Consider the following 21,342-nt stretch of genomic DNA (forward strand, 5'->3'; position numbering starts at 1 on the left):
GGCACTCACCGTATTCCTTACCTGCCGAACGTGATCGTGTCGACGACGATGTCGACCTCATCATGTCCGCTGACACTGACGATGGCCTCAGCCTTGGCTGCGTCCTCGTCGGTGAGGACGTAGATGCGCTGTAAGTGCCGGGTGGAGAGGGCCTTAGGGTAGAGGACTTCGGCCTGGGGATTGGTGGGGAGGTGGGGCTCGCGGTTGCCCCGGAACGGCGTGGACTTGCCGAAGCCGTAGGGGACGCGGTCGGCGAAGAGCGCCTCGGCTCCGTGCTTTCCCTCCACGGGTGTGATGCCGTCATATCCCATGTTGCTCGGGGAGAACAGCACACCTGGGTGCGTCATGAGAACGGGATCGAAGCTGAGGACCGCCCAGAAGAGGTCTTCGTTCGCCCACCATTTGTCGCTGCTGGTCCGTAAGAAGCTGTGGTTGGGCTCGCTGATGCTGAGGTTGACATACGACCAGTACTTGGGGGCCTCACGGCGGAACTTACTGTTCTCGTGGTAGATGCTCTCAAGGTACTCGTCCTTAGCAAGGAGTGCCCGGGCCTTGCACAGCCGCTGCACGAGGATCCCCAGAAGCCCTCGATTGGTGGTGAAGTGCACCACTTCGGTGATCTTTCGCTCCTGGATGAGCGCGTTGATTCCGTCAGCGTGTCCTTCGCCGTCCGGTATGGCCGGGCGGGGCTCTGTCGTTGTCATACGGACTTCACCTCGTAGGTGTCCGGGTCCATGCAGGCGATGAGGTCGCTGGCGTCGGACGGCTTGTAGGTGATGGTCAGCGTCTGGCGAGCGCGTCCGGCGGACATGGCCAACAAGCGTAGGTGGGCGTCTCGTTCGCTGTCTCCGGGCTCGGTGGCGTGAGGCATGACCTCGCTGTTGAGGCCGACGATGATCACGTGGTCGAACTCCAGGCCCTTGGCGGAGTGCATGGTCGACAGCGCCACGTTTACTGGCCCTGTCGGCCACTCGGCGTTACGGGTCAGTTCGACATAGGCCAGGCCAGCAGCGTTCAGCCGCTTCTTGACCTCACTGAACCAGCCCTTGGCGTGGAGGATGGCAACGGACTCGTCGTTGTCGGATCCGAGATCGTTAAGGAACTGCACGACGTGGTCCATCTGCTGGGTGAAGGTGCCCTGGACCAGCAACGGCTTGTCGCCCTCCTCCTGGCAGGAGGAGAGGTCGGGGATTGCGGCGTCGTCCGTCTTTTCCACGTCGGTGAGCAGCGGGGCGGCGAAGGCGGCGATCTGCCGAGTGTTGCGGAAGTTCTTCGACAGCAGCTTGCTGTTGTGCGGCCCGACGCTCAGTCCGGCTTCGGCCCAGGTGAAGCGTTGCGGGTAGATGCGCTGGGCAGCGTCGAGGACGAAGGTGAGTGTGTGCTCGTCGGTGACGTGGTTGAGGACGGCTCGGACCTGGTTGGCAGAGAAGTCCTGGGCCTCGTCTACGACCACGACGTGGTACGGGTCGTCGGCGCGCTTGGCGGCCATTGCGTTCGCCAGGTCGGACCAGTCCCAGGCCTGCTGCTCCTTCTTCCACTCCTGGAAGGGAATGATCACCTCCTCCAGAAGCCGACGGCGGAGGGGCGCCGGCATCCGCGGGGATCGGCCACGACCCTGACGTTCGCACTCTATGTATTCGGACAGGTGGTCCGGCATGAAGCGGCCTAGGACGTAGTCCACTTCGCCATGCACGAAGTCATCGGGCAGGGGCAGGGACGCCGTCAGAGCGTCGAGCTTCCGATTGCGCTCGTGCTCTTGGAGGATCCGCTCGTAGTTCACACGGTCGGTGGCCCACTTAGCGAAGGTCGAGATGGTCAGCTGGACGTCGTTGCCGGTGATCTGTTCCTCGGTCAGCGTCTCGATATAGCCGCGCAGTGTGCGGTTGTAGGTAAGAACGAGGACGCGGACGGGGCCGTCAATGAAGCCATCGCGGCGGCGCCGTTGCCAGAAGCCGACGGTGAACTTCAGCCGGTACAGGGCCGTGGTGGTCTTGCCGCTGCCGGCGGCGCCCCGCACGACGAACACCCCCGGTTTGTAATTGTTGATCACCGTGAGCTGCTCGCTCGTCGGCTGTGCTGGCCTGAGCACCTTCATCCTGTGCGTCCCCTCCCCGAAACTCACTGCTCCGCACCTGATGCCATGTTAGAAGTAGGCGCTATCAGGCGTGTTGAAGATCGGATAGGCAGTCTGTCGCACGATTCCGGATAGCGGTACACCGTTCACTCGTTCGGGTGGCAGGTGATGATCAGTGCCTTCAAGAGCTCGCATGTACTTGACTGTCGCGCGTGGATCAGCTGAGCGTCGGGCTGTGCGATCGACTGGTCGAGCACGGCATTGCACCGCCGCGAGCTGCACCAGCGCCTGGCTGAGGGGGCCTCGTTGGTGATCGATGCGATCGACGAACTCCATGAGCCGGTCGCCGACCTCGCCCAGCGCCTGGAGAGCTGGCTGCGTACACATGTCCAGGTCAACGCCTACGCCTCCTGGTGTGCCCGCAAGGGCTTCGGCACTCGTTGGGACGACCACGACGTGATCGTGGTGCAGGTCGAGGGCTCCAAGCACTGGCGGCTTTACGGGCCGACCCGGATTGCCCCGATGCACCGCGACACAGCCCAGCCCGACCCCCCGCCTGAGCAGCCGATAGCCGACCTGGTTCTGGAGCCGGGAGATGTGTTGTATCTGCCGCGTGGCTGGTAGCACGCGGTCGCCGCCGACCAAGGCGTCCGCTCCCTTCACCTGACGTGCGGGCTGACCCCGCACACGGGCGCCGACCTGATCGGCTGGCTCTCCGAAATGCTCCGGACCACGGAGCAGGTGCGTGCCGACCTGCCCCTGCACGCAGGTCCCCACGCCCAGGCCGCCTACATGGAGTCGCTGCGTGAGCATCTGGTGGCCGCCTTGGAGGAGCCTGGGCTGCTGGAGCGGTTCGTCGCGTTCCGGGACGCTGAGGATCTCGGCCGGCTCCGCCCGTCTCTCCCCCACCTCGACGGTGTGCCCGCCGACCCGGAGGTGCGTGTGCGGCTGACGACGGGGCGGGCGCGCCTGACGTCTGCGGTCGAGGGTGAGGGTGTTGTGGTGGTCCGTTTCGCTGCGGCGGGCCAGGAGATGGACTTCGCCCCAGCCGTCGAACCGCTGCTACGACGCCTGCTGAGCGGGGGCTGGGTATCGCTGGCCGACCTGGCAGCAGCCGCGGAGCTGACGGTCGCTGACGCCGCTGCGGTTGCCGGGGAGCTGGTGGACGCTCAGGCTGCCACTGTGAGGGGAGGCCTTTGGTGATCGCGTCGTTGGCGCTGGGCACGTACCGGCTGCGGGAGGTGGCCGCCGCGGCCCGGCGGGCGGCCGCCTGCCCCGGTACCGCGTGGGTGGATACCGCTCCCAACTACCTGGCCGGCCGTGCCCACCGCCTGCTCGCTCCCGTCCTCGCCGACCATCCAGGGCTGCGGGTGTCGACGAAGGTCGGCTTCCCCGCTCCTGGCGCGGCCGCCGCTGTGGCCGCCGGCGCCCTGCCCCCTGAGGCTGCCGAGCGTGGGCACAGTCTGGCGGCCGGGTATGTGCGCTGGCAGGTGGAGCGCAACCGTGCCGCTCTCGGCCGCAGCTGTCTGGACACCGTCTTCCTGCACAACCCCGAGCGCACCGGCGATCCCGCTGTGCTGCCGATCGTGCTGCGCGAGGCTTTCGCCGTCCTGGAGGAAGCGGCAGCAGCCGGGCACCTGAGCACGTACGGGATCGCCACCTGGTCCGGCTTCACCGAGGGGCTGATTACCGTCGAGGAACTGGACCGATTGGCCGCCGAGGCCGCCGGCTCGCCCGACCACCAGCTGCGGGCTGTGCAGCTGCCGGTCAGCCTGATCGAGGCCGACGCGCTCGAGCTGGCCCTCGACGGCCGGGGGCCGATCCGTGAGGCAGCAGAACGTGGCTGGCAGGTCTTCGCCTCCGCCCCCCTGCACGGCGGTGAACTCGTGCGGGCAGCGACCGACGATCTTGCCGCGTTGTTGCGGCCGGGGCTGTCCGTCGCGCAGGCGTGCCTCCTGGCGGCCGCCTCATGCCCAGGGGTGACGAAGGTTCTGCTGTCGGCGTCGACTCCGGCACACTGGGAGGCTGCTCGCGCCGCCCTCGACCAAGCGGCCATCCCGCCCCGGACCCTGCGGAAGGTGTGCGATGTACTCGCCCCCCACCACCCCGGCTGACGAACACCGCGCACTCGCCGCGCAGCAGGAGGCGAGCGCCGCGCTCGGCGTCGCCGTCGAGGGGCGGCGGCTGTGGGGCTACCAGGGACGCACCCTCGGGCAGAAGGCGCACCATCCCGACCACGGTGCCTGCTGGCTGCGGCTGATCTCCGCGCCGACCGAGCAGGCGAAGGGAAAGCTGTGGGAGGGCACCAAGGACGCGGCGGCCGCCTTCGCTGGGGTGCGCAAGCCGGCCCTGTACGGCATCCACGACGGCACCGAACGCGACGGCACCGCCTACCGCACCGAGCTCACCGCGTTCATCGACTCCCCCGCCTGCGCACCGGAGCCCGTACTGACCGGTGAGCTGGAGCTGCCGGAGACGTGGTGGAAATCCCTGCACACCGACCTGGAGACCATCGCCGCCACACCCACCGACCGGGTCGCGGTGCGCCAGCAGTGGATCGACCGCGCACTCCCCCAACACGCAGGCGTCCCCCCGCCGGTTGATATCGACTGGGCCACCGCCCATGGCGACTGCCACTTCGCCAACCTCACCACCAGCGGACCGACGTTGCTTGACTTCGAAGGGTTCGGGCTGGCGCCGGTCGGCTACGACCCCGCTTTGCTGTATGCCTACTCCCTCCTCGCCCCGCAGACCGCCGCCCGCATCCGCGCCGAATTCCCGATCCTGGACAGCCCTGCCGGCCACACCGCGCTCCTGGTCGTCGCAGCCGACCTGCTCCAGTCGGCATCCCGCGGCGACCACCCCGAACTCGCCGAACCCCTGCGCGCCCTCGTCATGTCCATCGCGCGGTAGTAGCCCCGCTCCTCCCGCGGTCCTTGGGCATCGACAGCCCGTACGTGGGCGAGTGACAGGCATTGCACCTGCCTTCGCGCCTTGGACGCCACCGGCCTGGGCCCAAATACTTGAACGAGGGGGACGCCGGTGCCTTCCGGCACCGGCTCGCATGCGACCGGGGAAGTCTCTACACCGCTTTGAGTTGCCGGAACTCGTGGACGGCCAGGGGGAATCGGGACGAGAGGATGGTGGACTTCAGGTCTCCGGTAAGAGCGGATGCCAGGAATTGCGTGCAAGTGACGGGGAAGTGCTCCCAGCGGTCGCCGCTTGATTCGTTCACCATGATGGTCCACTGGTCCGCCGCTTGCCCAGGGTGGACCAGCCAGTGGAGGCATTCTCCGCTGTCGGTGGTGGCTCAGGGATTGCACGAAGGCGGAGACCGTGCCCGCTGTTCATCACGAACGCCCGGCGCGGGTCATGCCGATGGCCGAGGAAGAGATTTCCCTGGCCATGTGCACCCGCATGGTGGTCGTCATGGTGCTGCCGCTGACAGTACCTCTCGGGCACTGTCACCTGATGTCAAATCAGTTAGCAGTAGCACTGCTTACCTTGATGCTGATGACACACTGACATCGCCGCTCTTGGCTGAATGTGCACTTGCCAGACAACGATGCGGGAGCCGCAGGAAAAGCGGCCAGCCATGTGGTTAGGCTGTCTGAATGACTAGGCCCCAACTGAGGGAAGGTGGCGTGCTTAACACCTCCATGGCCGACTCTGCGAGCAGGTCCATCAGCTCGGAGCGGCTTGCCGCGTTATTACCGGACCTCTCCGCGAGAAAACCTGCCTACCGGTATCTCGCTCAGTCAATCCGTACCTTGATCCTCGAGGGACGCCTGCTCCTCCACGTCCGGCTTCCTGCTGAGCGGGAACTAGCCGCAGTGCTGGTCGTCAGCCGACCGACCATCAAAGCGGCCTATGACCTACTGCGTGAGAGCGGCTACGCCCGCAGCCGCCGAGGGGCGGGAACGTGGACGATGCTGCCGGACGGCAAGCAGCCTGCTGTGACCCAGCAGCCGCTGGCACCGGCGGACGAGAGCATCGACCTGGCGGCAGCAACTCTTGGACTCCCCGAGAGCATGTTGACCGAGGCGCTTGCCTATAGCGGCCCACTGTTAACTCAGCGCGCGCATACTCCTGGCTATCACCCGTTCGGATTGACCGGGCTGCGGTCCGCTGTTGCTGAACGCTACACGCGCCGCGGTCTTCCGACTCTGAAGGAACAGATCCTGGTGACCTCCGGTGCCCAGCAGGGGCTGACACTCGCCCTGGGGCTGCTCACGTCACCTGGTGATCGGGTAATGGTGGAGAACCCTACGTATCCAAACGCGCTGGACGCCATCCGGCACGCTCGGCTGCGTCCTACTCCTGTGCCGGTCACGGAGTCCGGCTGGGATGAAGAGATCATGCAAGCTACGCTCCGCCAAACACTGCCGCGCCTGGCGTATCTCATCCCTGACTTCCACAATCCGGTGGGCTGCCTGATGCCTGACGAGCAACGCAGCGCAATATTGCAGGCAACCAGCCGGACGGGAACCTGGCTCGTAATCGATGAAACGCTCACCGATATCGCCTTGGATGTACCCGCGCCGGCGCCCTTCGTGGCACAAGCGGCGACCGGCGATAAAGATCACGTGATCACTGTAGGCTCCATGAGTAAGAGCCACTGGGGCGGACTCCGCATCGGCTGGGTACGGGCAACACCACGATTGATCACCAAGCTCGCGGAGCTGCGGGTCAGTATGGATATAGCCGGCTCGGTCATGGATCAGTTGCTGGCCACCTCACTGATCCTCCGCACCGATGCGGTCCTGAAGCTCCGTCTCGAACAGGTCCGGACCCAACGCACTTCGCTGCTGCATGCCGTAGCTTGCCACCTTCCGCAGTGGCGTACACACATCCCACCCGGCGGTCTTTCTCTGTGGGTCGACCTGGGCAAGCCGATTGCCTCGGCTCTGGCGGACCGCGTCCGCGCCAAGGGCGTGCGCATCGAGGGGGGAGCACGGTTCAGCGCCGACCCGGGCACCCATGACCATCGCCTGCGCATTCCCTATACGCTCCCGGCAGAGACACTCGATGAGGCGGTGCGGCGCCTTGCCTCTGTCCTAGCCGACGAATCTCCGCTCGGTAGCACGGTGGACAGCCCCCAGTGGTTTGCCTGACGCAGATGCGCACCTTCCCGTCCTCGCCATGCAGGCCTTGAGCGCCCGGTATGTCGCGCATCGGGCGTGCAACCAAGCGGAGAGCAGATCAACACCCAACCGAGGACCCGCCAATCTGACTGGGCCACCGGCCGCCTCTGCAGGTCCCGGACTCGGAACGTGGCTTCTACCCGTGGCACAACGTTGTTGCGCACCGCAATGAACACCATCTGGCCGAAGATGCCTCCGTCCTAGACGCGTTCGCATGGTGTCGGGCACGTCTTGCCCATGATGCGGCGAGCCCATGGTCAGCTTCCAGCGCGGGAGTTCGACCTGGCCGCGTTCGCCGCTGTGCGGGATGGCAAGGCAGGTGCCCCGGTAGCCGCCGTCGGCAATGAACGTGGTGTTGCCGAGTGGCCATGGCGCCGAACAGTTCCCACGCCTTGCAGTGATTGCGGTTGCCTGGCAGTGGCCGGCCGACGGCGACGACGAGCCTTGTGCCGGCGTCGATGACGACCTGGTGGTTGGTGGAGCACCGGTAGTTCTTCGACTGCTCGGCCACCGCGTGATCGCGGATCGGGACGAATGTGCCGTCCACAATGAGTACGGTGTCCATACGGAACGGCTTGCGTGGCTGGAGCGCGAGCGACGGCCGAGGTGGTCGACGATGCGGTCGGCGGCCGACTTCGAGATGTCGAACAGCGGGGCGAGCTGTCGCAAGGTGAGGTTGGCGCGCCAGTACGCGGCGATCAGCAGAACCCGCTCCTCCAGCGGCAGGCTCCAGGGGCGGCCCTCGCGGACAGGGTCCGCGGCCTCGCTCTGCAGAGCGGTGATCAGCTTGCCGAACTGACGCGAGCTCAGCCCGCTGAGCGGGGCTATCCAGGACGGCTCCGAAGTCGTGATCACATCGCGCACAGGAAGATGATCTCACCCGTGACCAGCAGTTACGGGACAGCCCTTAGCCAAGGGCTGTCACAGGCTCACAGGGTCATCAGTTAGGGGGCGAAGACCGAAATCCGGTCGGTGACATCCTCGGTCGCCCGCCGCTTCGTCGGCGTGAGCCTCTCTGGGGTACCAATGTATAGCCAACCCAGCAGGCGTTCCTCCTGATGCAAGCCCAGTACACGGCGAATCCGTTCAGACTCGGTGAATCTACCTGTGCGCCAGATACTTCCGAAACCACGGGCGTGCAGCAGCAATATCAAGGAGCCAGCCATTGCACTGGTGGCGGCGAGTTGTTCCCACTCGGGGATGGGGCTGCCACAGCCGGTTTCGTTCGGTACGGGCGAGAACACCAACGTGGCGAGGAGTGGTGCTCTCTGAGCCTTGGCCTCCATCTGTCCCCGTCGGGACTCGGGCCCTACACATTCGTCAGCGAAGCAGCGCCCCAGGGCGACGCGTCCTTCTTCGCGTACCAGAACCCATCGCCATGGTCGGAGCCTACCGTGATCGGGTGCTGTGGCAGCTGCACGCAGTAGATATGCGAACTCCTGATCATTTGGAGCGGGTTCGACTAGATGGTGTTCGCTGCGGCGGGTCAGCACAGCCGTCATGACATCCATTGATGTTCCTCTTCTACGTCGGCGCCCAATCGACCGCGTCGCTTAGCTGTGTTGTGGCCGCCTCCTCGGCGACCTCAGCAGCGGTCAAAGTACCGAGCCAGGGCTGCTCGGCCTTGGTGGCCACGGCGTACCGGGTGCGGATGTGCCCAGACGGTAGACAGGGCGCGGGCCGGGCGTCGCATCGCTGTTTCCTCGCAGCGACGTTGAGCTTTGCGCTGTTCGGCGATGGCTGCATCCGAAGGTGATCAGTTTTAATGCGAATGCCGCGAACACCGCAGCCCTGGCAGCGATGGAGGCACTGCCGGAGATTCCGGCCCCGCACCGCTGGCTCCTGGTTGGCTAATCGATGCAGTGGCGGCGAATGGCTCGTGGAAGCGTCTGGTGTTCGGCCACCCCGCCCACGAGGACGGGGTGGTGAACCGGCACGCGTACACCTGCTGCATGCTGGAGAAGCTCTATCGCACCTCAAGCGCCGCGGGAGTGATCGCGAATTGTCAAGCCAGCGAACGGATAACCTTCAGGGCCATGTCGACATCCTTCGGGAAGTTGACGATTCCGGCCGAAAAGCGCACATGTGGAACTGCGTACGGCGTGCTGCTGGCGATGACTCGCTTGTCGCGGAGGATCTGCACCACGTCCTTGGGGTTGTAGCCCCGCACGTCGAAACAGACGAAGCCTGCGGACAGTTCAGGGTCAAGCGGCGTATGTAGCGTGACGTGCTTCATGCGAGCCAGACCTTCCTTGATCTGACTGTTCAACTCGAGAATCCGATCCTGGACCCGTTTGCGCCCAATCTGCCGGTGAAAGCGGAACGCTTCGATAGTGGCCCACTGGTGCTCGTATGCGAAAAAGCCACCCGGACTGACCCATGATGCTTCGGTCGGGCCGACTGGTGGGCGATCTTCCCGCCAGGCATCTTGCGGTTCTTTAGTCATAATGCTGGGAATCGTCGGCTGAAGAAGCGCCCAATTCTTCTCCTTTGCCCAGACGATACCGGTCCCGTGCGGTCCGAGGATCCACTTGTGTGTGCCGGCAGAAAAGAAATCGCAGCCCATCTTCGCGACGTCTTCGTCCACTATGCCAAAACCATGGACCCCGTCCACCACCAGCAGGATGCGATCCGCTTCACCGCGATTGCGATTCAAGTCCGCGATGGCATCCGCGATCTTGGCTATCGGTAGCCGCACGCCTGTGCCGGAGTGTACCCAGGTGACACCGACGACCCGAGTGTTGGGGCGCACGGCGGCACGTATCCGCGCTATGGCCTCGTCCGCGGAGAAGTTCAGCGATGATTCGTAGAGTGGGATCTTGCGCATGCTCGCGCCCCACCTGTTGACGGCTAGACGTATTGATTCATGGTGCGGGTAAAATTCGTGCGTGGTAGTCAGAACCTCTTGATCTGGCTTCAGGCGCAGGCCGTTGTAGATGAGGGCAAGTCCCATTGTGGTGCTGCTGGTAAGGGCAATCTCGTTGGGCTTCCCACCAACATATTCGGCAGCGGCGGCGCACACTTTACGCCATATCATGTCCTCATCGCGCTGGAACATGTTGTCTTCAAGAAAGTTGTACGGGTTTTCGTCGAACGCCTTCCGATATTTTGTGATCGCGTCGCGAACGGGGGTCGGGTTCGAGGCGAAAAAGAAATTCGACAGATGTGCAAGATCGGGCCTGAGCCGAAACTGCGCACGGACAGATTTCCAGTCGTGCGGCACGAAGGGTTGGGGCGCAGCCTCTTGTGCGGCAGCGTTCCCCAGCGGCCCTAAGGCCAGCGAGGATGCCGCGACACCGGAGCCGAGCAGAATTTTACGACGCGAAAGAGACACGAATACTCCTCCATTAAGTTGGGTGGCCTTTGTGTCGCCGGATGAAGACAGCAGTAGTCTGTCGCAGTCGTTTTTGGTGAGGATCACTGAATAGCAGAATCCGTTGCGACCTGTCAAGAAACGCTACCCGAAAGCGACCATCAAGGATGTTTCCCGAAAGCACAGCAAGCGAAATATTACGGCGTCATGAACAAATCGGCCATCACTGGCCGGCACTTCCAGGCTGGCGATGAATGGGCAGTGGGACTTGACGGTCGCGACGGTGATCGCTAACCATTTCTCGCCTAGCTGTAGCGTGAAAGTACGGGGAGTGGTGGGAGGCGTTGGCATACTTATCAAAGACCGCAGCTCGGCATCTTGAGGCCACGACAGACGGCGAGTGCGCCGGTGTCCATATGGTGCCGGTCGGCTCCCTGGTAGCTGTCGGCTCGCCCCGTCAGGACGGTTTGAGCCGGTGCATATCGAGGTACTTGCGCAGCCTGATGTCGAGCCGGTCCTGGTGCATTGGGGCATCCAGCGCGTGGTCGACGGGCATCGCTCCAGGCCGCCAGGCTCCGGGGGAGAAGGTGATTCCGGTCCGACAGGCCGGCCAGCGAGATCTTCACTCACTCCGTGGCGGCCAACGTCACCCATGGTCTGCCACTGACACTCAAGGACAGGAAGACCGCTGCCGGGCGGATCTCGCCTCGGACCCAGAGCTGCCGGACCGCGCGATCGCGCGCATCGCCCGGCTTTCATCCAAGACCGTGAGCGCCGTCCGTCGCGCCTCGACTGAGGAATTTCCTCAGTCGAAGGTCCGGGTCGGGGTAGACGGCTGCTCCCACCCTCTCGATGCGGCGCGGGGCAGGGGGGCTGCACGCGCATTCCTTGCCGGGCGCCCCGGCGCCACGCTCGACGCGATCGTCGCCAGTGCAGGGGGCGATCAGCACCGCGTGCGACATCTGGCAGCGGATGCGGCGTGATGAGCAGGATCCTCTGCCGCTGCGCCTAGGGTCACACGCGAGGCTCGGGACCGGAGCCGGGCGGGCGGTGCCGGGGCGCCGGCGGGCAACCAGCGGGCAGAGTGCGGTCAGGTGCTGCGAATCGAGACCGTGCGAGGGGATCGATCGCTCAGGTTCACCGAGTCCGCACGCTGCTGCGCTGGTTGAACGAGCGCGCGCCAGATCGTGAGGCAAGGTGACAGCTGATCGCCTCGGTGCCGTCGCGGTCGCGGGCCTGGCCAACACCTGCGCTCGGCACTGGCAGCGGTTCGCCAGCGCCTTGGACCAGGCCGTCGGTGACGCGGTCGCGTAGGAGAGGACCGGAACGTTCAGGACGCCGGTGGGGTCTGCCCTCGTGACGGTAGGGCCCGCCCAGGTCTGGCTCAGATTCGGAAGCGGCCTCCTAATTCCACCCAGGTATATGGACGGCTGGAGTTTCGACTTCTTTTCTTGACGGCATGATCAGAACCCTGAATGATGAATCGCGTTCGGGGAAATGTGTAATTGACCAAGCATGGCCCCTGCTACGGGCTCTGTTTCAGCACGAAAACGCCGAACGATATGAATAGAAATCGGCTGGCCGGCCACGATATTGAGGTAGCCGAGCTGTTTCGACCGAACGTTAAAAGGGCCTGGAGTTCAGGATGAATCAAGCGTTCAGGATGAATCAAGCGGGGGCTCGATTGGAGACGAGCGCGGACGTGGCCGTCGTCGGAGCGGGTCCGGCCGGCCTGTACGCCGCCTACTGCGCGGGGTTCCGAGGGCTTTCCAGCGTGATAGTCGATGCGCTGCCGGAGCCGGGCGGCCAGATCGCATCCCTGTACCCGGAAAAGAAGGTATATGACGTTGCTGGCCACGTGGCCGTGCGAGGGCGAGAACTGATTGACAACCTGGTCGCCCAGGTCTCGCCGTTCCAGCCGTGCTACCTGCTGGGCCGGACGGCGGCTTCCCTGGCGCCAGACAAGGGGGCGGGTTGGGCGATCGAGCTGGAGGACGGCGGGCGGGTGCGTGCCGGAGCAGTCGTGATCGCGGCCGGGCTCGGCCGTTCGATCCCGCGCACGCTGCCCTGCCTGCGGCCCTACGAGGGGCGTGGCGTCGCGCACCATGTGCCGTGGCTCGACGAGCACCGGGACCGTGACCTGGTGGTCGTGGGTGGCGGCGACAGCGCGGTCGATTGGGCTCTTGCCCTTGCGTCGATCGCCCGGTCCGTCACGATCGTCCACCGGCGCACGACTTTCCGCGCCCACGAGCACAGCGTCAAGCAGATGTACGCATCCGGAATTCGCGTGCTGACCGATGCACAAGTGGTGGCCTGTAATGGCGTGCAAGGCTTGGAGGAAGTGCGCGTTCGGGTCGGCGAAGAAGAATGGGCGCTGCCTGCACAGGCCCTTGTCGCGGCACTGGGATTTATGACCAACCTGGGTCCGATCGCCAACTGGGGACTTCAGGTGGAGAATCGCCAGGTCGTGGTCGACAGGGCGATGCGGACGAATCTGCCGGGGGTGTACGCGGTCGGCGACATCTGTACCTACGAGGGTCGTGTCCCGCTGATCTCAGTGGGCTTCGGCGAGGCGGCAACCGCAGCGAACCACGCGGCGGTCGGGTTGCGTCCCGGCTCCCGTCTCGCGCCTGAGCACTCCACTGACCGCGACGCCGCGCAGCTGTCATGACCATCAAGAAACTGACCATCCTACCGACGGGGATCGAGATCCTGCTGCCCGCGGGGTCGCCCCTCACCGAAGTCGAGTACGAGACCCCGCAACGGCTCATCCCGTTCGGATGCCGTTCCGGATCGTGCGGCGCGTGCGTCATCGAGGTGTTGGAGGGCTTCACCTCCCTCGGTGAACCCGACCACGACGAGCTCGACTTCCTAGAAGACCTCGGCCGGACCGGCGGCAATCACCGCTTGGCCTGCCAGTGCCGGCTGCGGGACGACGCGACCGTCCGCGTCGCCGAAGAAAGCTGAACCGATCGCACCGAACGTCCACGAGAAGGGCTTCACCATGTTGAACCGCGTGACCAATGTCGGCTATGGGGACCGCACCGCATTCCTCAACGCGGCCGCCTCTGCGAAGCTGCGCGCCGAGATCGACGAGCAGCTCGACCAGCAGGTCCTCGAGTGGTACGCCAACGTCCCCGAGGCCGCGCACCTTGAGGGCAAGAACGTCGACTCCGAGTACTACAAGCGGAACCTGATCGAGACCGCCTGGCGCATCCGGCTGCTGCGTGTGGCCGAGGCCAAGGCACTGGTGGAGATCGCCAAGCGCAGCCCGGAGGCAGCGCAGGTATGGGCCAACTATGAGCAGGAGGAGATGCTCCACGACGAACTGTTCATCACCGATCTGGAGAAGGTGGGAGTGTCACGTGAGCAGTTCCTGGCCACTGAGCCCTACCTGTCGACCAAGCTGCTGACCGGCTATTTCTCCTACCTCCTGGATCATGAGGGCCCCCTTGGCGTGGTGGCGTACTCCTACCTGGTCGAGTACGTGAACGTGAAGCTGGAGCCCAAGAAGCTGGAGGCGCTGAAGGGGTCAGTCGGCGAGGGCAACATCGGCGGCCAAATCAACCACTCGCACACCGACATCAACGACGACCACCCTGGCGAGGTGTGGGCGGCCGTTCGGCACCTGCTGCGCAGCGAGGAGGACGTCGTGGCGTTCAAGCAGTATCTCCGTGAGCACCAGGCGCTCCTGGCGCAGTACTTCGAGGAGCTCTACCTGGACACCATCGCCAAGGCCGAGAAGCAGCCGGCCTGAGCCTTGTCCTCAGCGGGGGCGCGGCGCGGTCGCGCCGCGCCCCCGCCCGCCGGTGAGGAGGCCGGATTGAGCATGGAAAATGCCAGAGGAGTGCTGCTGCTCAGCCATGTCGGGTTCTCGTTCATGGAGGATCTCGTCGGCACAGTCACGGCGCGGGGGCTAAAGGTCTACGTGCTCAGCTCGCTGCCGGAGCCGCAGCACCAGGAGTCCAGGCCGGGGGCTCTGGCGGATCTCGCCGACGACGTTCGGGTGACCGCCGAGCACGTGCTGACCCCACGCGACGTGGAGAACTACCTCGACCATTTGGAGGCCACAGGCGCCTCGGTGCTGTGCTGCCTCACTGTCTGGGAGAGCTACCGGCATCTGATGGCGCTGGCCAACGCCAGTCTTGGGGTGCCGGACCTAGACGAGAAGCAGGTCCTGGAACTGCGCGACAAGCTGACGCTGCGGAACCGCCTCGCCGACGCCGGCCTCAGCCGGGGTCGGGCGTCTGTGCTCACCGCTGAGACACTCGCCAAACGCCAACGCGAGGGCGGCCGCTACTTCGTGAAACCGGTCAGCGGCATCGCCTCGTTCGGAACGTTCCCGCTCACCCCCGATACGACCTGGGCCGACCTGGAACGCATCGCCGCCGAGGCCCACGCCGACACGGTCTACGCCAGCGCCTTCACTACCAACCCGGGTCCCAGCAATCCCGTGGGTTCGTGCCCGCGCTCAGAGACAACTGCGGCTAGCAGCGCGCATGCGGATGTGAGCGCGGGTCATGGCGCGGGCTTCGGGGTGGAGTTTCTCGTCGAGGACTACGTGCCTGGGCGCGAGTTCAGCTTTGAGGTGATCGTCGTTGACGATGAGCCGCATGTGGTGGCCGTGCACGAGAAGTGCGAGGTGACGGAGACGGCGGACACCGTGCTGGAGAATGCCTGCGTCAGTCCGCCCACGAGCCTGTCACAGGAAGAAATCGCTGCCGGAATCGGCTGGGTGGCGAGCGTGCTGGACGTCCTGGGGCTTGCCTGGGGTTGTTTCCATGTCGAGGCGCGGCACACACCGTCCGGCTGGGATCTGATCGAGGTCAACCCGCGCGTCGGCGGCAGCCTGATCTCGCCCAGCGTGGCGGCGTTGACAGGTGGTCCCGGTCTGCTCGGCCTGTGGCTGGAATCCCTGCTCACCGCCCGCGGTCCGGCCGGATTCCTGAAGTTGCTGAAGGGCCTGTCGTTCGCGGTGGACGGCACCACGCAGAGCGGGAACGCGACGTTCTTCCGTGTCTTCTTCGCCGCCGCCGGCACGATCCGTGAGGTGAGACTGAACGATGACCTCCCGCTCCAGCCGGAGGCGTCGCACGTTCTTCTCAAGGCCGGCGATGTCGTGGAGTCGTCCTCACGCGAGGTGTTCCTCGGCCAGGTGCTGTGGCGCATGGACCGAGCCGACCGGGATGCGATTCTTCCCGCGCTGTTGCCCGCGTCCGAGCGCGCGATCGAGATCGTGTACGAGACGGAGCGCGCATGACCAGGCCGATCCTCCTCATCGTCGACTACAACCTGAGCCGGATCGACGAGGTTCGCCACCTGCGGGATCACGCGCGGCACCGTCACGGCGCGACGGTCGTTCTGATCCGCGCCGATCCCACCGAGGCCGACCACGCCATTGCCGACGAGGTGATCGATCTCGATCCTCTGCGCGACGGCTTCGCCGAGATGGGCGAGAAGCTGCTCGGCCACCGGCGCGAGCGGATCAGGGCGGGCATCGTCTTCTCCGACAATGCCGTGCGCAGCGGGGCCGAGTTGCTAGAGCGGTTGGGTGTCCCGATCGACTCGCCGCAACTGGCCGAGGGCGCGTTCTCCAAGTACCGCTACCGGCTCGACGAGTCGCGTACGGCCGACCTGCTGACGGCACAACGAATAATGGTGCCCGACTTCGCTGAGATCGCATCGCTCGAGCAGTTGAGGGACTTCGCGCGTGCCCATTCCGATGGCTTCGTCGTCAAGCCCGCGGCGGAAGGCAACAACCGGGGCGTCGTCGTGGTCCGTCCCGGCGACGACCTGACGGCGGCGTTCGCCGAGGTCCTCCCCTATCTGGAGGGCGGGGTCATCTGTGAGGAGCTCATCCCGTACCGGCGCGAGTACTCCTTCGACGGGCTGGGTTCGCTGGCGTTTCTCACCGAGAAGATCAGCGCGCGCGGCAGGTATCCCGTCGAGATCGCGCAGGTGCTGCCCGCCGGAGTGGCCGAGCACGAGCGCGCGACACTGGAGCGGGCGGGACGGCAGGCGAACTGGCTGGTCGGCCAGTGCGACGGGCCGTTCCACAACGAGATCAAGCTGAGCGACGACGGACTGAGCGCCGCGATCGTGGAGCCCAACCGGCGACCGGGCGGGATGAAGATCTGGTCGCTGGCCCGATGGGTCTACGGGATCGACCTGCACCACCGCTGGATCGACACGGCCTTCGGCACGGCTGCCGGCGCGGGGTGGCTCGTACCCGGCTGCTCGGCGGCAACGGTGATGCTCGGCATCGGCAGCGACCGCTCATTCGCCCCAGACGATCTCGCGTCCGGCACGGACCCGTTCGCGGACGCCGTCCAAGCCACCGCCGAACAGTTCGGCTTGGCCGATGGAGATCTGGCCGTCACGGAGTTCTCCTGGCTCTCGCCCGAGCGCCGCGAACTGCATGCCGTCGCCCGCGACAACGCGGACTTCGCGGCGCAGGGCGGCATCGTCCTGCGCGGGGACCGCGCCGACATCCGCACTGTCGTCCATGCGCTGCGCGAGGCCTGGTTGGACACGCTGGACCGCGCCCTCGCCCTCCCCGCTCCCGTTAGGAAGGCCCGATGAAGATCCTCATCCTGCACCGCGTGCCCTACTTCAAGATCGAATACCATCGAGGGATCTCCCATGACCGGCACGAGGTCACCTATTTCGGAACCGACCGCGCACTGGCCACCCTGCCGCCGGACCTGCGTTGCGAGAGGGTAAGTCGTCCGGGCACGCGCTCGGCCTTCGAAGAGGCCCGGGACTGGCTGACGGAGCAACCCCGCGACTTCGACCGGGTAATCTCGCTGTCGGAGTACGAGCTGCTCGACGCCGCCCGGCTGCGCGAGCACCTGGGGGTCCCGGGCGCGCCGGTGGACCAGGTCGCGCTCGCCCGCGACAAGGTCCTGATGAAGCAGGCGGTCAAGGAGGCCGACCTCCGGGTGCCGCACTTCCTCCCGTTGCCACGCTTCCTCGAGCAGGACGGCCGGGTGCCCTGGTACGGCCGGACCGTCCTCAAGCCGCATCGCGGCGCGTCCAGCGAGGATGTGCTCGTGTTCGACACCCCTGGGCAGGCTGCTGTGGCGATCACCGAAGGCCGGAGCGGCGTCGCACCGCTCGACGCCGGGAGCGACCTGGAGGACTTTGAGGTCGAGGAGTTTGTATCCGGGCCGATCAGGCACTTCGACGGCCTGGTGCAGGGCGGCGAGGTCCTGATCCTCAGCGCGAGCGAGTACGTGGGCACCTGTCTGCAGTACGCGCAGGGCCTGCCAATGGGATCGTTCCAGATCGGGTTCTCACAGGAGACGCGCGCCTGGGTGTCGCGTGCCCTGGCCGCCGTGCGGATCGAGGACGGCAGCTTCCATCTTGAGGCGATCGTCCACGAGGGGGAGCTGGTCTTCCTTGAGGTCGGCAACCGGGTCGGAGGAGCCGACGTGGTGGCGACCGTTGAGCTGGCCACCGGTGTCCACCTGCCGTCGTACGAGCTGCGCGTTCTGCTCGGCGAGCCCATCGCCGGGAAGCTCCCCGAGCCGCCGGCCGACCGGCGCTGGTACGGCTGGTTCGTCCACCCCGGCCACCATCTAGCCAGGCGGGTGTTCCGGGGTCTTGAGGGGGCCGTGGTGTTCCGGTCCAGTCCGCGTGTGGTCGCCTGGAACGAGCTGCCGTCGGGCGCTCCCTTGCCCGACCACATCACATACCAGTCCGGGGAGACGGTCCTCGCCGGGATCGTCGCGAGCGACACCCCCGAGGACACCCGGGAATATATCGTCGGCTTGTTCGACTCCCTCTCGGTTCGTACCGGCCCGGCCGCCCCCACGACTTCGGAACAGGTCTTTGCATGAAGAAACAGCACATTCTGCTCGCGGTGGCCGTCGCCGCGATCTGGGGTCTGAACTTCTCGGTCATCAAGATCGGGCTCGAGAGCGTCGACCCGCTCATCTTGGCCGGCATCAGGTTCACGCTCTGCGCGCTGCCGGCGGTGTTCTTCCTGAAGCGGCCGCAGGTGCCGTGGCGGTACATCATCAGCTACGGACTGGTGTTCGGCGTCGGGCTGTGGGGCGTGGTGAACTTAGGCATTAAGGCCGGGTTGTCATCGGGGATCGCGTCCCTGGTGCTGCAGTTCAGCGCGTTCCTGACGATCCTGCTCGGGGCGGTGGTGTTCCGCGAGTCGCTGTCGCGGTTCCAGTATCTGGGGATCGCGGTCGCACTGGTCGGCTTGTTCTCGATCACGTTCGTCACCGACGGGACAGTCACGCTCGTCGGTGTCGCGCTGGTGTTGTTCGGCGCGGTCTCGTGGAGCGTCGCCAACGTGATCCTCAAGAAGGCCGCGCCCAAGGAGATGCTGGCGTTCCTGGTGTGGTCGAGCCTGTTCTCGCCGATCCCGCTGTTTCTACTGGACCTGGTCGTGAACGGCACCAAGGGCTTTGTCGAGTTGCCGCACCAGATCGGGTGGGCGGCGGTCGCGTCCATCCTCTTCCAGGCGTACCCGAACACCGTGCTGGGGTACGCCGTGTGGAACTGGCTGCTGCGCGAGTACCCGGTTTCGACCGTCGCGCCGCTCTCCCTGCTCGTTCCGATCTTCGGCGTGCTGGGCTCGGTACTGATTTTCAATGAGCCTTTGCCCGCGCTCAAGCTAGTGGCCGGCGCACTGATCGTCGCCGGCCTCGTCATCGGCCTGTACGGCAAACGGCTGGCCTCGTCCGGCACCACCATCCAGCTCCAGTCGGTGAGCCGCTCATGACCGCGCTGAATGATCTCGCGGACCGATACATGGACGAGTTGGCCGTGCTGGACCCGTGCTTGGCCGCAGCGATGGGTATCGCCGGGCAGGAGGAGCGGCTGACCGACTTCGGCCCACAGGCGACGCAAGCACGGGCCGAGTTGGCGCGTCGCACGCTGAAGGCGGTCGACGACACGGCGGTCGCCGGAGACGCGGAACGCGTCGCGGCTGCGGTGCTCCGTGAGCGGCTCACCACAGAGGTGGCGTTGGCTGAAGCCGACGCCTACGGCACGCAGCTGGAGACCCTTGACGGGCCGGTCCAGCGGGTGCGGCAGGCAGTGGGACTGCTGGACCAGGGCGGCGACACCGCATGGGACACGTTGCTGGCGCGGCTGCGGGCCGTCCCGGGAACACTGGCGGGGCTGCGCGAGAGCCTGGAGACCGCGCGGCGCGGAGGCCGCGTCGCTCCCTACCGTCAGGTGGCCCGTAACGCTCGGGAGTGCCGGGACATGCGGCAGTACCTGGCGGGGTTACCCGCCGGGCATGGCGATGGCGTGTTGCGGGGCGCTCTGGATGAGGCTGCAGCGACTGCGAACGAGGCCATGACAGGGTTCGCAGCGTACCTGTCGGAGGAGCTTGCGGCGGATGCGCCGGAGCTGGACGCGCTGGGCGGAGACCGCTACCAGCTGGGCGTGCAGGAGTTCCTCGGCACCCGGCTGGATCTGGAGGAGACCTACGCCTGGGGCTGGGACGAACTGGCCCGGGTGCAGCGGGAAATGACTGAGGCGGCGTCGCAGATCGCGCCCGGCGAGCCGGTACCGGAGGTGCTGGCGGCGCTCGACAGCGACCCGCGGTACCAGGTGACGGGTGCGGCGGCGTTCCGCGACTGGATCCAGGAGCTCGCTGACGGCGCCATCGCCGACCTCGACGGGACCCACTTCGCGATCCCCGAGCCGCTGCGGCGGATCGACTGCCGAATCGCCCCCAGCGACGGGGTCGCTGTCTACCTGGCGCCCAGCGAGGACCTGTCGCGTCCCGGCACGGTCTGGTGGCCGCTGACCGACCCGAACGCGCCGATCCCGACGTGGATGGTGCCGAGCACGATGTTCCACGAAGGTGTCCCAGGCCATCACCTGCAGCTGGGCGTGACGACCCTCAACACCGCCACCCTCAACCGGTTCCAGCGGCTGTCGAGCGAACTGCACCCGGGGCACGTCGAAGGGTGGGGCCTGTACGCCGAGCGGCTGATGGACGAGCTGGGGTATCTCGCCGACCCGGCGCACCGGCTGGGGATGCTGGCCGGCGGGCAGCAGATGCGCGCCGCGCGGATCGTGCTGGACATCGGGCTGCACCTGCAGCTCCCGATCCCCGCAGGCACCGGGTTCCGTGAGGGCGAGCGGTGGACTCCGCGGCTGGCCCGCGAGTTCCTCACCAAGCACTGCGGCCTGGGCCCGCCGGGATTCGTCGAGTGGGAAATCGACCGGTATCTGGGGCGCCCCGGGCAGGCGATTGCCTACAAGCTGGGGGAAAAGGTGTGGCTGGAGGCGCGGGACGTGGCCCGCCGTCGCGACGGTGCCGCGTTCGACCTCAAGCAGTTCCACCACCGCGCCTTGGACCTGGGACCGATGGGTTTGGACCTGCTGCGCGCCGAACTGACCCGCTAGGCGGGCAGCGCGTCGAGCAGTTCGGCCAGGTGCAGCGGGGACGTGTCCGTGCCGGCCGCGATCCGAGTGCGGCAGGAGAACCCGTCGGCCGGGCCTGCAGCCCCGGAAACAGCGTCGCGGGCCGCGGGCACCAGCCCCTACCGCGCGTACGCAACCGACGCCGCTTTGGAACTCGAAGTTGCCTGGCCCAGTGCGGCTGCCGCCACCGTCCTGGTGGCAGCAGCCGTCTGCCGCGCGGCGGCGCGCTCAGTGAGGAGTTCGGCTGGCTCCGCCCACCACCTCGGGCGCCTGCACGCAGCGCAGGTTCGAGGGCCGTGACGGACGGCCTGGCGCAGCCCCGCCCATGCGCGCTGGCAGGTGGATGGAGTCCACGTCGGCACTGTATGCGTCGTGACACCTCGACAGCTCCCACACGGGACTGCGCACTG

At 66.2% G+C, this 21,342-nt stretch carries 18 protein-coding genes and 1 pseudogene; 14 read left to right on the forward strand and 5 right to left on the reverse strand.

Features of this window, described 5'->3' with window-relative positions:
* Window positions 1-17 precede the first annotated feature (17 nt).
* Together CPH93_RS00105 and CPH93_RS00110 are read right to left on the reverse strand one after the other, a co-directional pair.
* Window positions 18-704: a DarT ssDNA thymidine ADP-ribosyltransferase family protein gene (locus tag CPH93_RS00105; RefSeq protein WP_096211512.1), complete on the reverse strand. Its 687-nt coding sequence runs from the start codon at window positions 702-704 to the stop codon at window positions 18-20.
* The gene (locus tag CPH93_RS00110) at window positions 701-2,095 is read right to left on the reverse strand and encodes a 3'-5' exonuclease (protein ID WP_096211513.1); all 1,395 of its coding nucleotides are present in this window, start codon (window positions 2,093-2,095) and stop codon (window positions 701-703) included. Before CPH93_RS00110 ends, CPH93_RS00105 begins: the two co-directional genes overlap by 4 nt.
* Window positions 2,096-2,383: 288 nt before the next feature.
* Between CPH93_RS00110 and CPH93_RS36520 the strand changes: the two genes are divergently transcribed.
* The 6 genes from CPH93_RS36520 (at window position 2,384) to yczR (ending at window position 7,188) form a co-directional block, all read left to right on the forward strand.
* Window positions 2,384-2,698, forward strand: coding sequence for a cupin domain-containing protein (locus tag CPH93_RS36520; RefSeq protein WP_231977106.1), 315 nt, complete (start codon window positions 2,384-2,386; stop codon window positions 2,696-2,698).
* A gap of 168 nt (window positions 2,699-2,866) precedes the next feature.
* Window positions 2,867-3,277, forward strand: a complete 411-nt coding sequence (locus tag CPH93_RS36525; RefSeq protein WP_231977107.1) for a hypothetical protein — start codon at window positions 2,867-2,869, stop codon at window positions 3,275-3,277.
* A complete protein-coding gene (locus CPH93_RS00120; protein WP_096211514.1) occupies window positions 3,274-4,188 on the forward strand; it encodes an aldo/keto reductase in 915 nt (304 codons plus the stop codon). Before CPH93_RS36525 ends, CPH93_RS00120 begins: the two co-directional genes overlap by 4 nt.
* A complete protein-coding gene (locus CPH93_RS00125; protein ID WP_197708726.1) occupies window positions 4,160-4,987 on the forward strand; it encodes a phosphotransferase in 828 nt (275 codons plus the stop codon). The genes CPH93_RS00120 and CPH93_RS00125 overlap by 29 nt, the downstream gene beginning before the upstream one ends.
* Window positions 4,988-5,410: 423 nt before the next feature.
* Entirely contained in the window at window positions 5,411-5,599 is a 189-nt protein-coding gene (locus CPH93_RS35625) for a hypothetical protein (protein ID WP_159394924.1), read from the forward strand.
* A gap of 119 nt (window positions 5,600-5,718) precedes the next feature.
* Window positions 5,719-7,188, forward strand: a complete 1,470-nt coding sequence (gene yczR / locus CPH93_RS00135; RefSeq protein ID WP_331716969.1) for a MocR-like transcription factor YczR — start codon at window positions 5,719-5,721, stop codon at window positions 7,186-7,188.
* A 270-nt stretch (window positions 7,189-7,458) separates the two neighbouring features.
* Here the strand turns inward: yczR and CPH93_RS00140 are convergent.
* From CPH93_RS00140 to CPH93_RS00155, 3 genes and pseudogenes are all read right to left on the reverse strand, one after another.
* Window positions 7,459-8,082: pseudogene (locus CPH93_RS00140) on the reverse strand (transposase family protein); the annotation flags it as partial.
* Between the two features lie 80 nt (window positions 8,083-8,162).
* Window positions 8,163-8,729: a nitroreductase family protein gene (locus CPH93_RS00145; RefSeq protein ID WP_096211515.1), complete on the reverse strand. Its 567-nt coding sequence runs from the start codon at window positions 8,727-8,729 to the stop codon at window positions 8,163-8,165.
* 494 nt (window positions 8,730-9,223) lie between these two features.
* Window positions 9,224-10,552 (reverse strand): aminotransferase class V-fold PLP-dependent enzyme, encoded by a 1,329-nt coding sequence (locus tag CPH93_RS00155; RefSeq protein ID WP_231977108.1) that lies wholly within the window; start codon window positions 10,550-10,552, stop codon window positions 9,224-9,226.
* A 1,681-nt stretch (window positions 10,553-12,233) separates the two neighbouring features.
* Here CPH93_RS00155 and CPH93_RS00165 point away from each other — a divergent pair.
* From CPH93_RS00165 to CPH93_RS00200, 8 genes are all read left to right on the forward strand, one after another.
* Complete coding sequence (locus tag CPH93_RS00165; protein ID WP_231977109.1) at window positions 12,234-13,202, forward strand: NAD(P)/FAD-dependent oxidoreductase; 969 nt, start codon at window positions 12,234-12,236, stop codon at window positions 13,200-13,202.
* Complete coding sequence (locus CPH93_RS00170) at window positions 13,199-13,498, forward strand: 2Fe-2S iron-sulfur cluster-binding protein (protein WP_096211518.1); 300 nt, start codon at window positions 13,199-13,201, stop codon at window positions 13,496-13,498. The genes CPH93_RS00165 and CPH93_RS00170 overlap by 4 nt, the downstream gene beginning before the upstream one ends.
* A 37-nt stretch (window positions 13,499-13,535) precedes the next feature.
* Window positions 13,536-14,288 carry a hypothetical protein gene (locus tag CPH93_RS00175; RefSeq protein ID WP_096211519.1) on the forward strand — a complete coding sequence of 251 codons (753 nt, stop codon included), beginning with the start codon at window positions 13,536-13,538 and terminating at the stop codon, window positions 14,286-14,288.
* Window positions 14,289-14,360: 72 nt separating this feature from the next.
* Complete coding sequence (locus CPH93_RS00180) at window positions 14,361-15,791, forward strand: ATP-grasp domain-containing protein (protein ID WP_231977512.1); 1,431 nt, start codon at window positions 14,361-14,363, stop codon at window positions 15,789-15,791.
* Window positions 15,788-17,113 (forward strand): ATP-grasp domain-containing protein, encoded by a 1,326-nt coding sequence (locus CPH93_RS00185; RefSeq protein WP_096211521.1) that lies wholly within the window; start codon window positions 15,788-15,790, stop codon window positions 17,111-17,113. The genes CPH93_RS00180 and CPH93_RS00185 overlap by 4 nt, the downstream gene beginning before the upstream one ends.
* On the forward strand, window positions 17,110-18,372 hold the full coding sequence (locus tag CPH93_RS00190) for an ATP-grasp domain-containing protein (protein WP_096211522.1): 1,263 nt from the start codon (window positions 17,110-17,112) through the stop codon (window positions 18,370-18,372). Before CPH93_RS00185 ends, CPH93_RS00190 begins: the two co-directional genes overlap by 4 nt.
* Window positions 18,369-19,271 carry an EamA family transporter gene (locus tag CPH93_RS00195; RefSeq protein ID WP_096211523.1) on the forward strand — a complete coding sequence of 301 codons (903 nt, stop codon included), beginning with the start codon at window positions 18,369-18,371 and terminating at the stop codon, window positions 19,269-19,271. The genes CPH93_RS00190 and CPH93_RS00195 overlap by 4 nt, the downstream gene beginning before the upstream one ends.
* Window positions 19,268-20,914, forward strand: coding sequence for a DUF885 domain-containing protein (locus tag CPH93_RS00200; protein WP_096211524.1), 1,647 nt, complete (start codon window positions 19,268-19,270; stop codon window positions 20,912-20,914). The genes CPH93_RS00195 and CPH93_RS00200 overlap by 4 nt, the downstream gene beginning before the upstream one ends.
* Window positions 20,915-21,342: the final 428 nt, after the last annotated feature.

It is taken from the genome of Streptomyces sp. 2323.1, from assembly GCF_900221035.1.
Classification (GTDB): domain Bacteria; phylum Actinomycetota; class Actinomycetes; order Streptomycetales; family Streptomycetaceae; genus Streptomyces; species Streptomyces sioyaensis.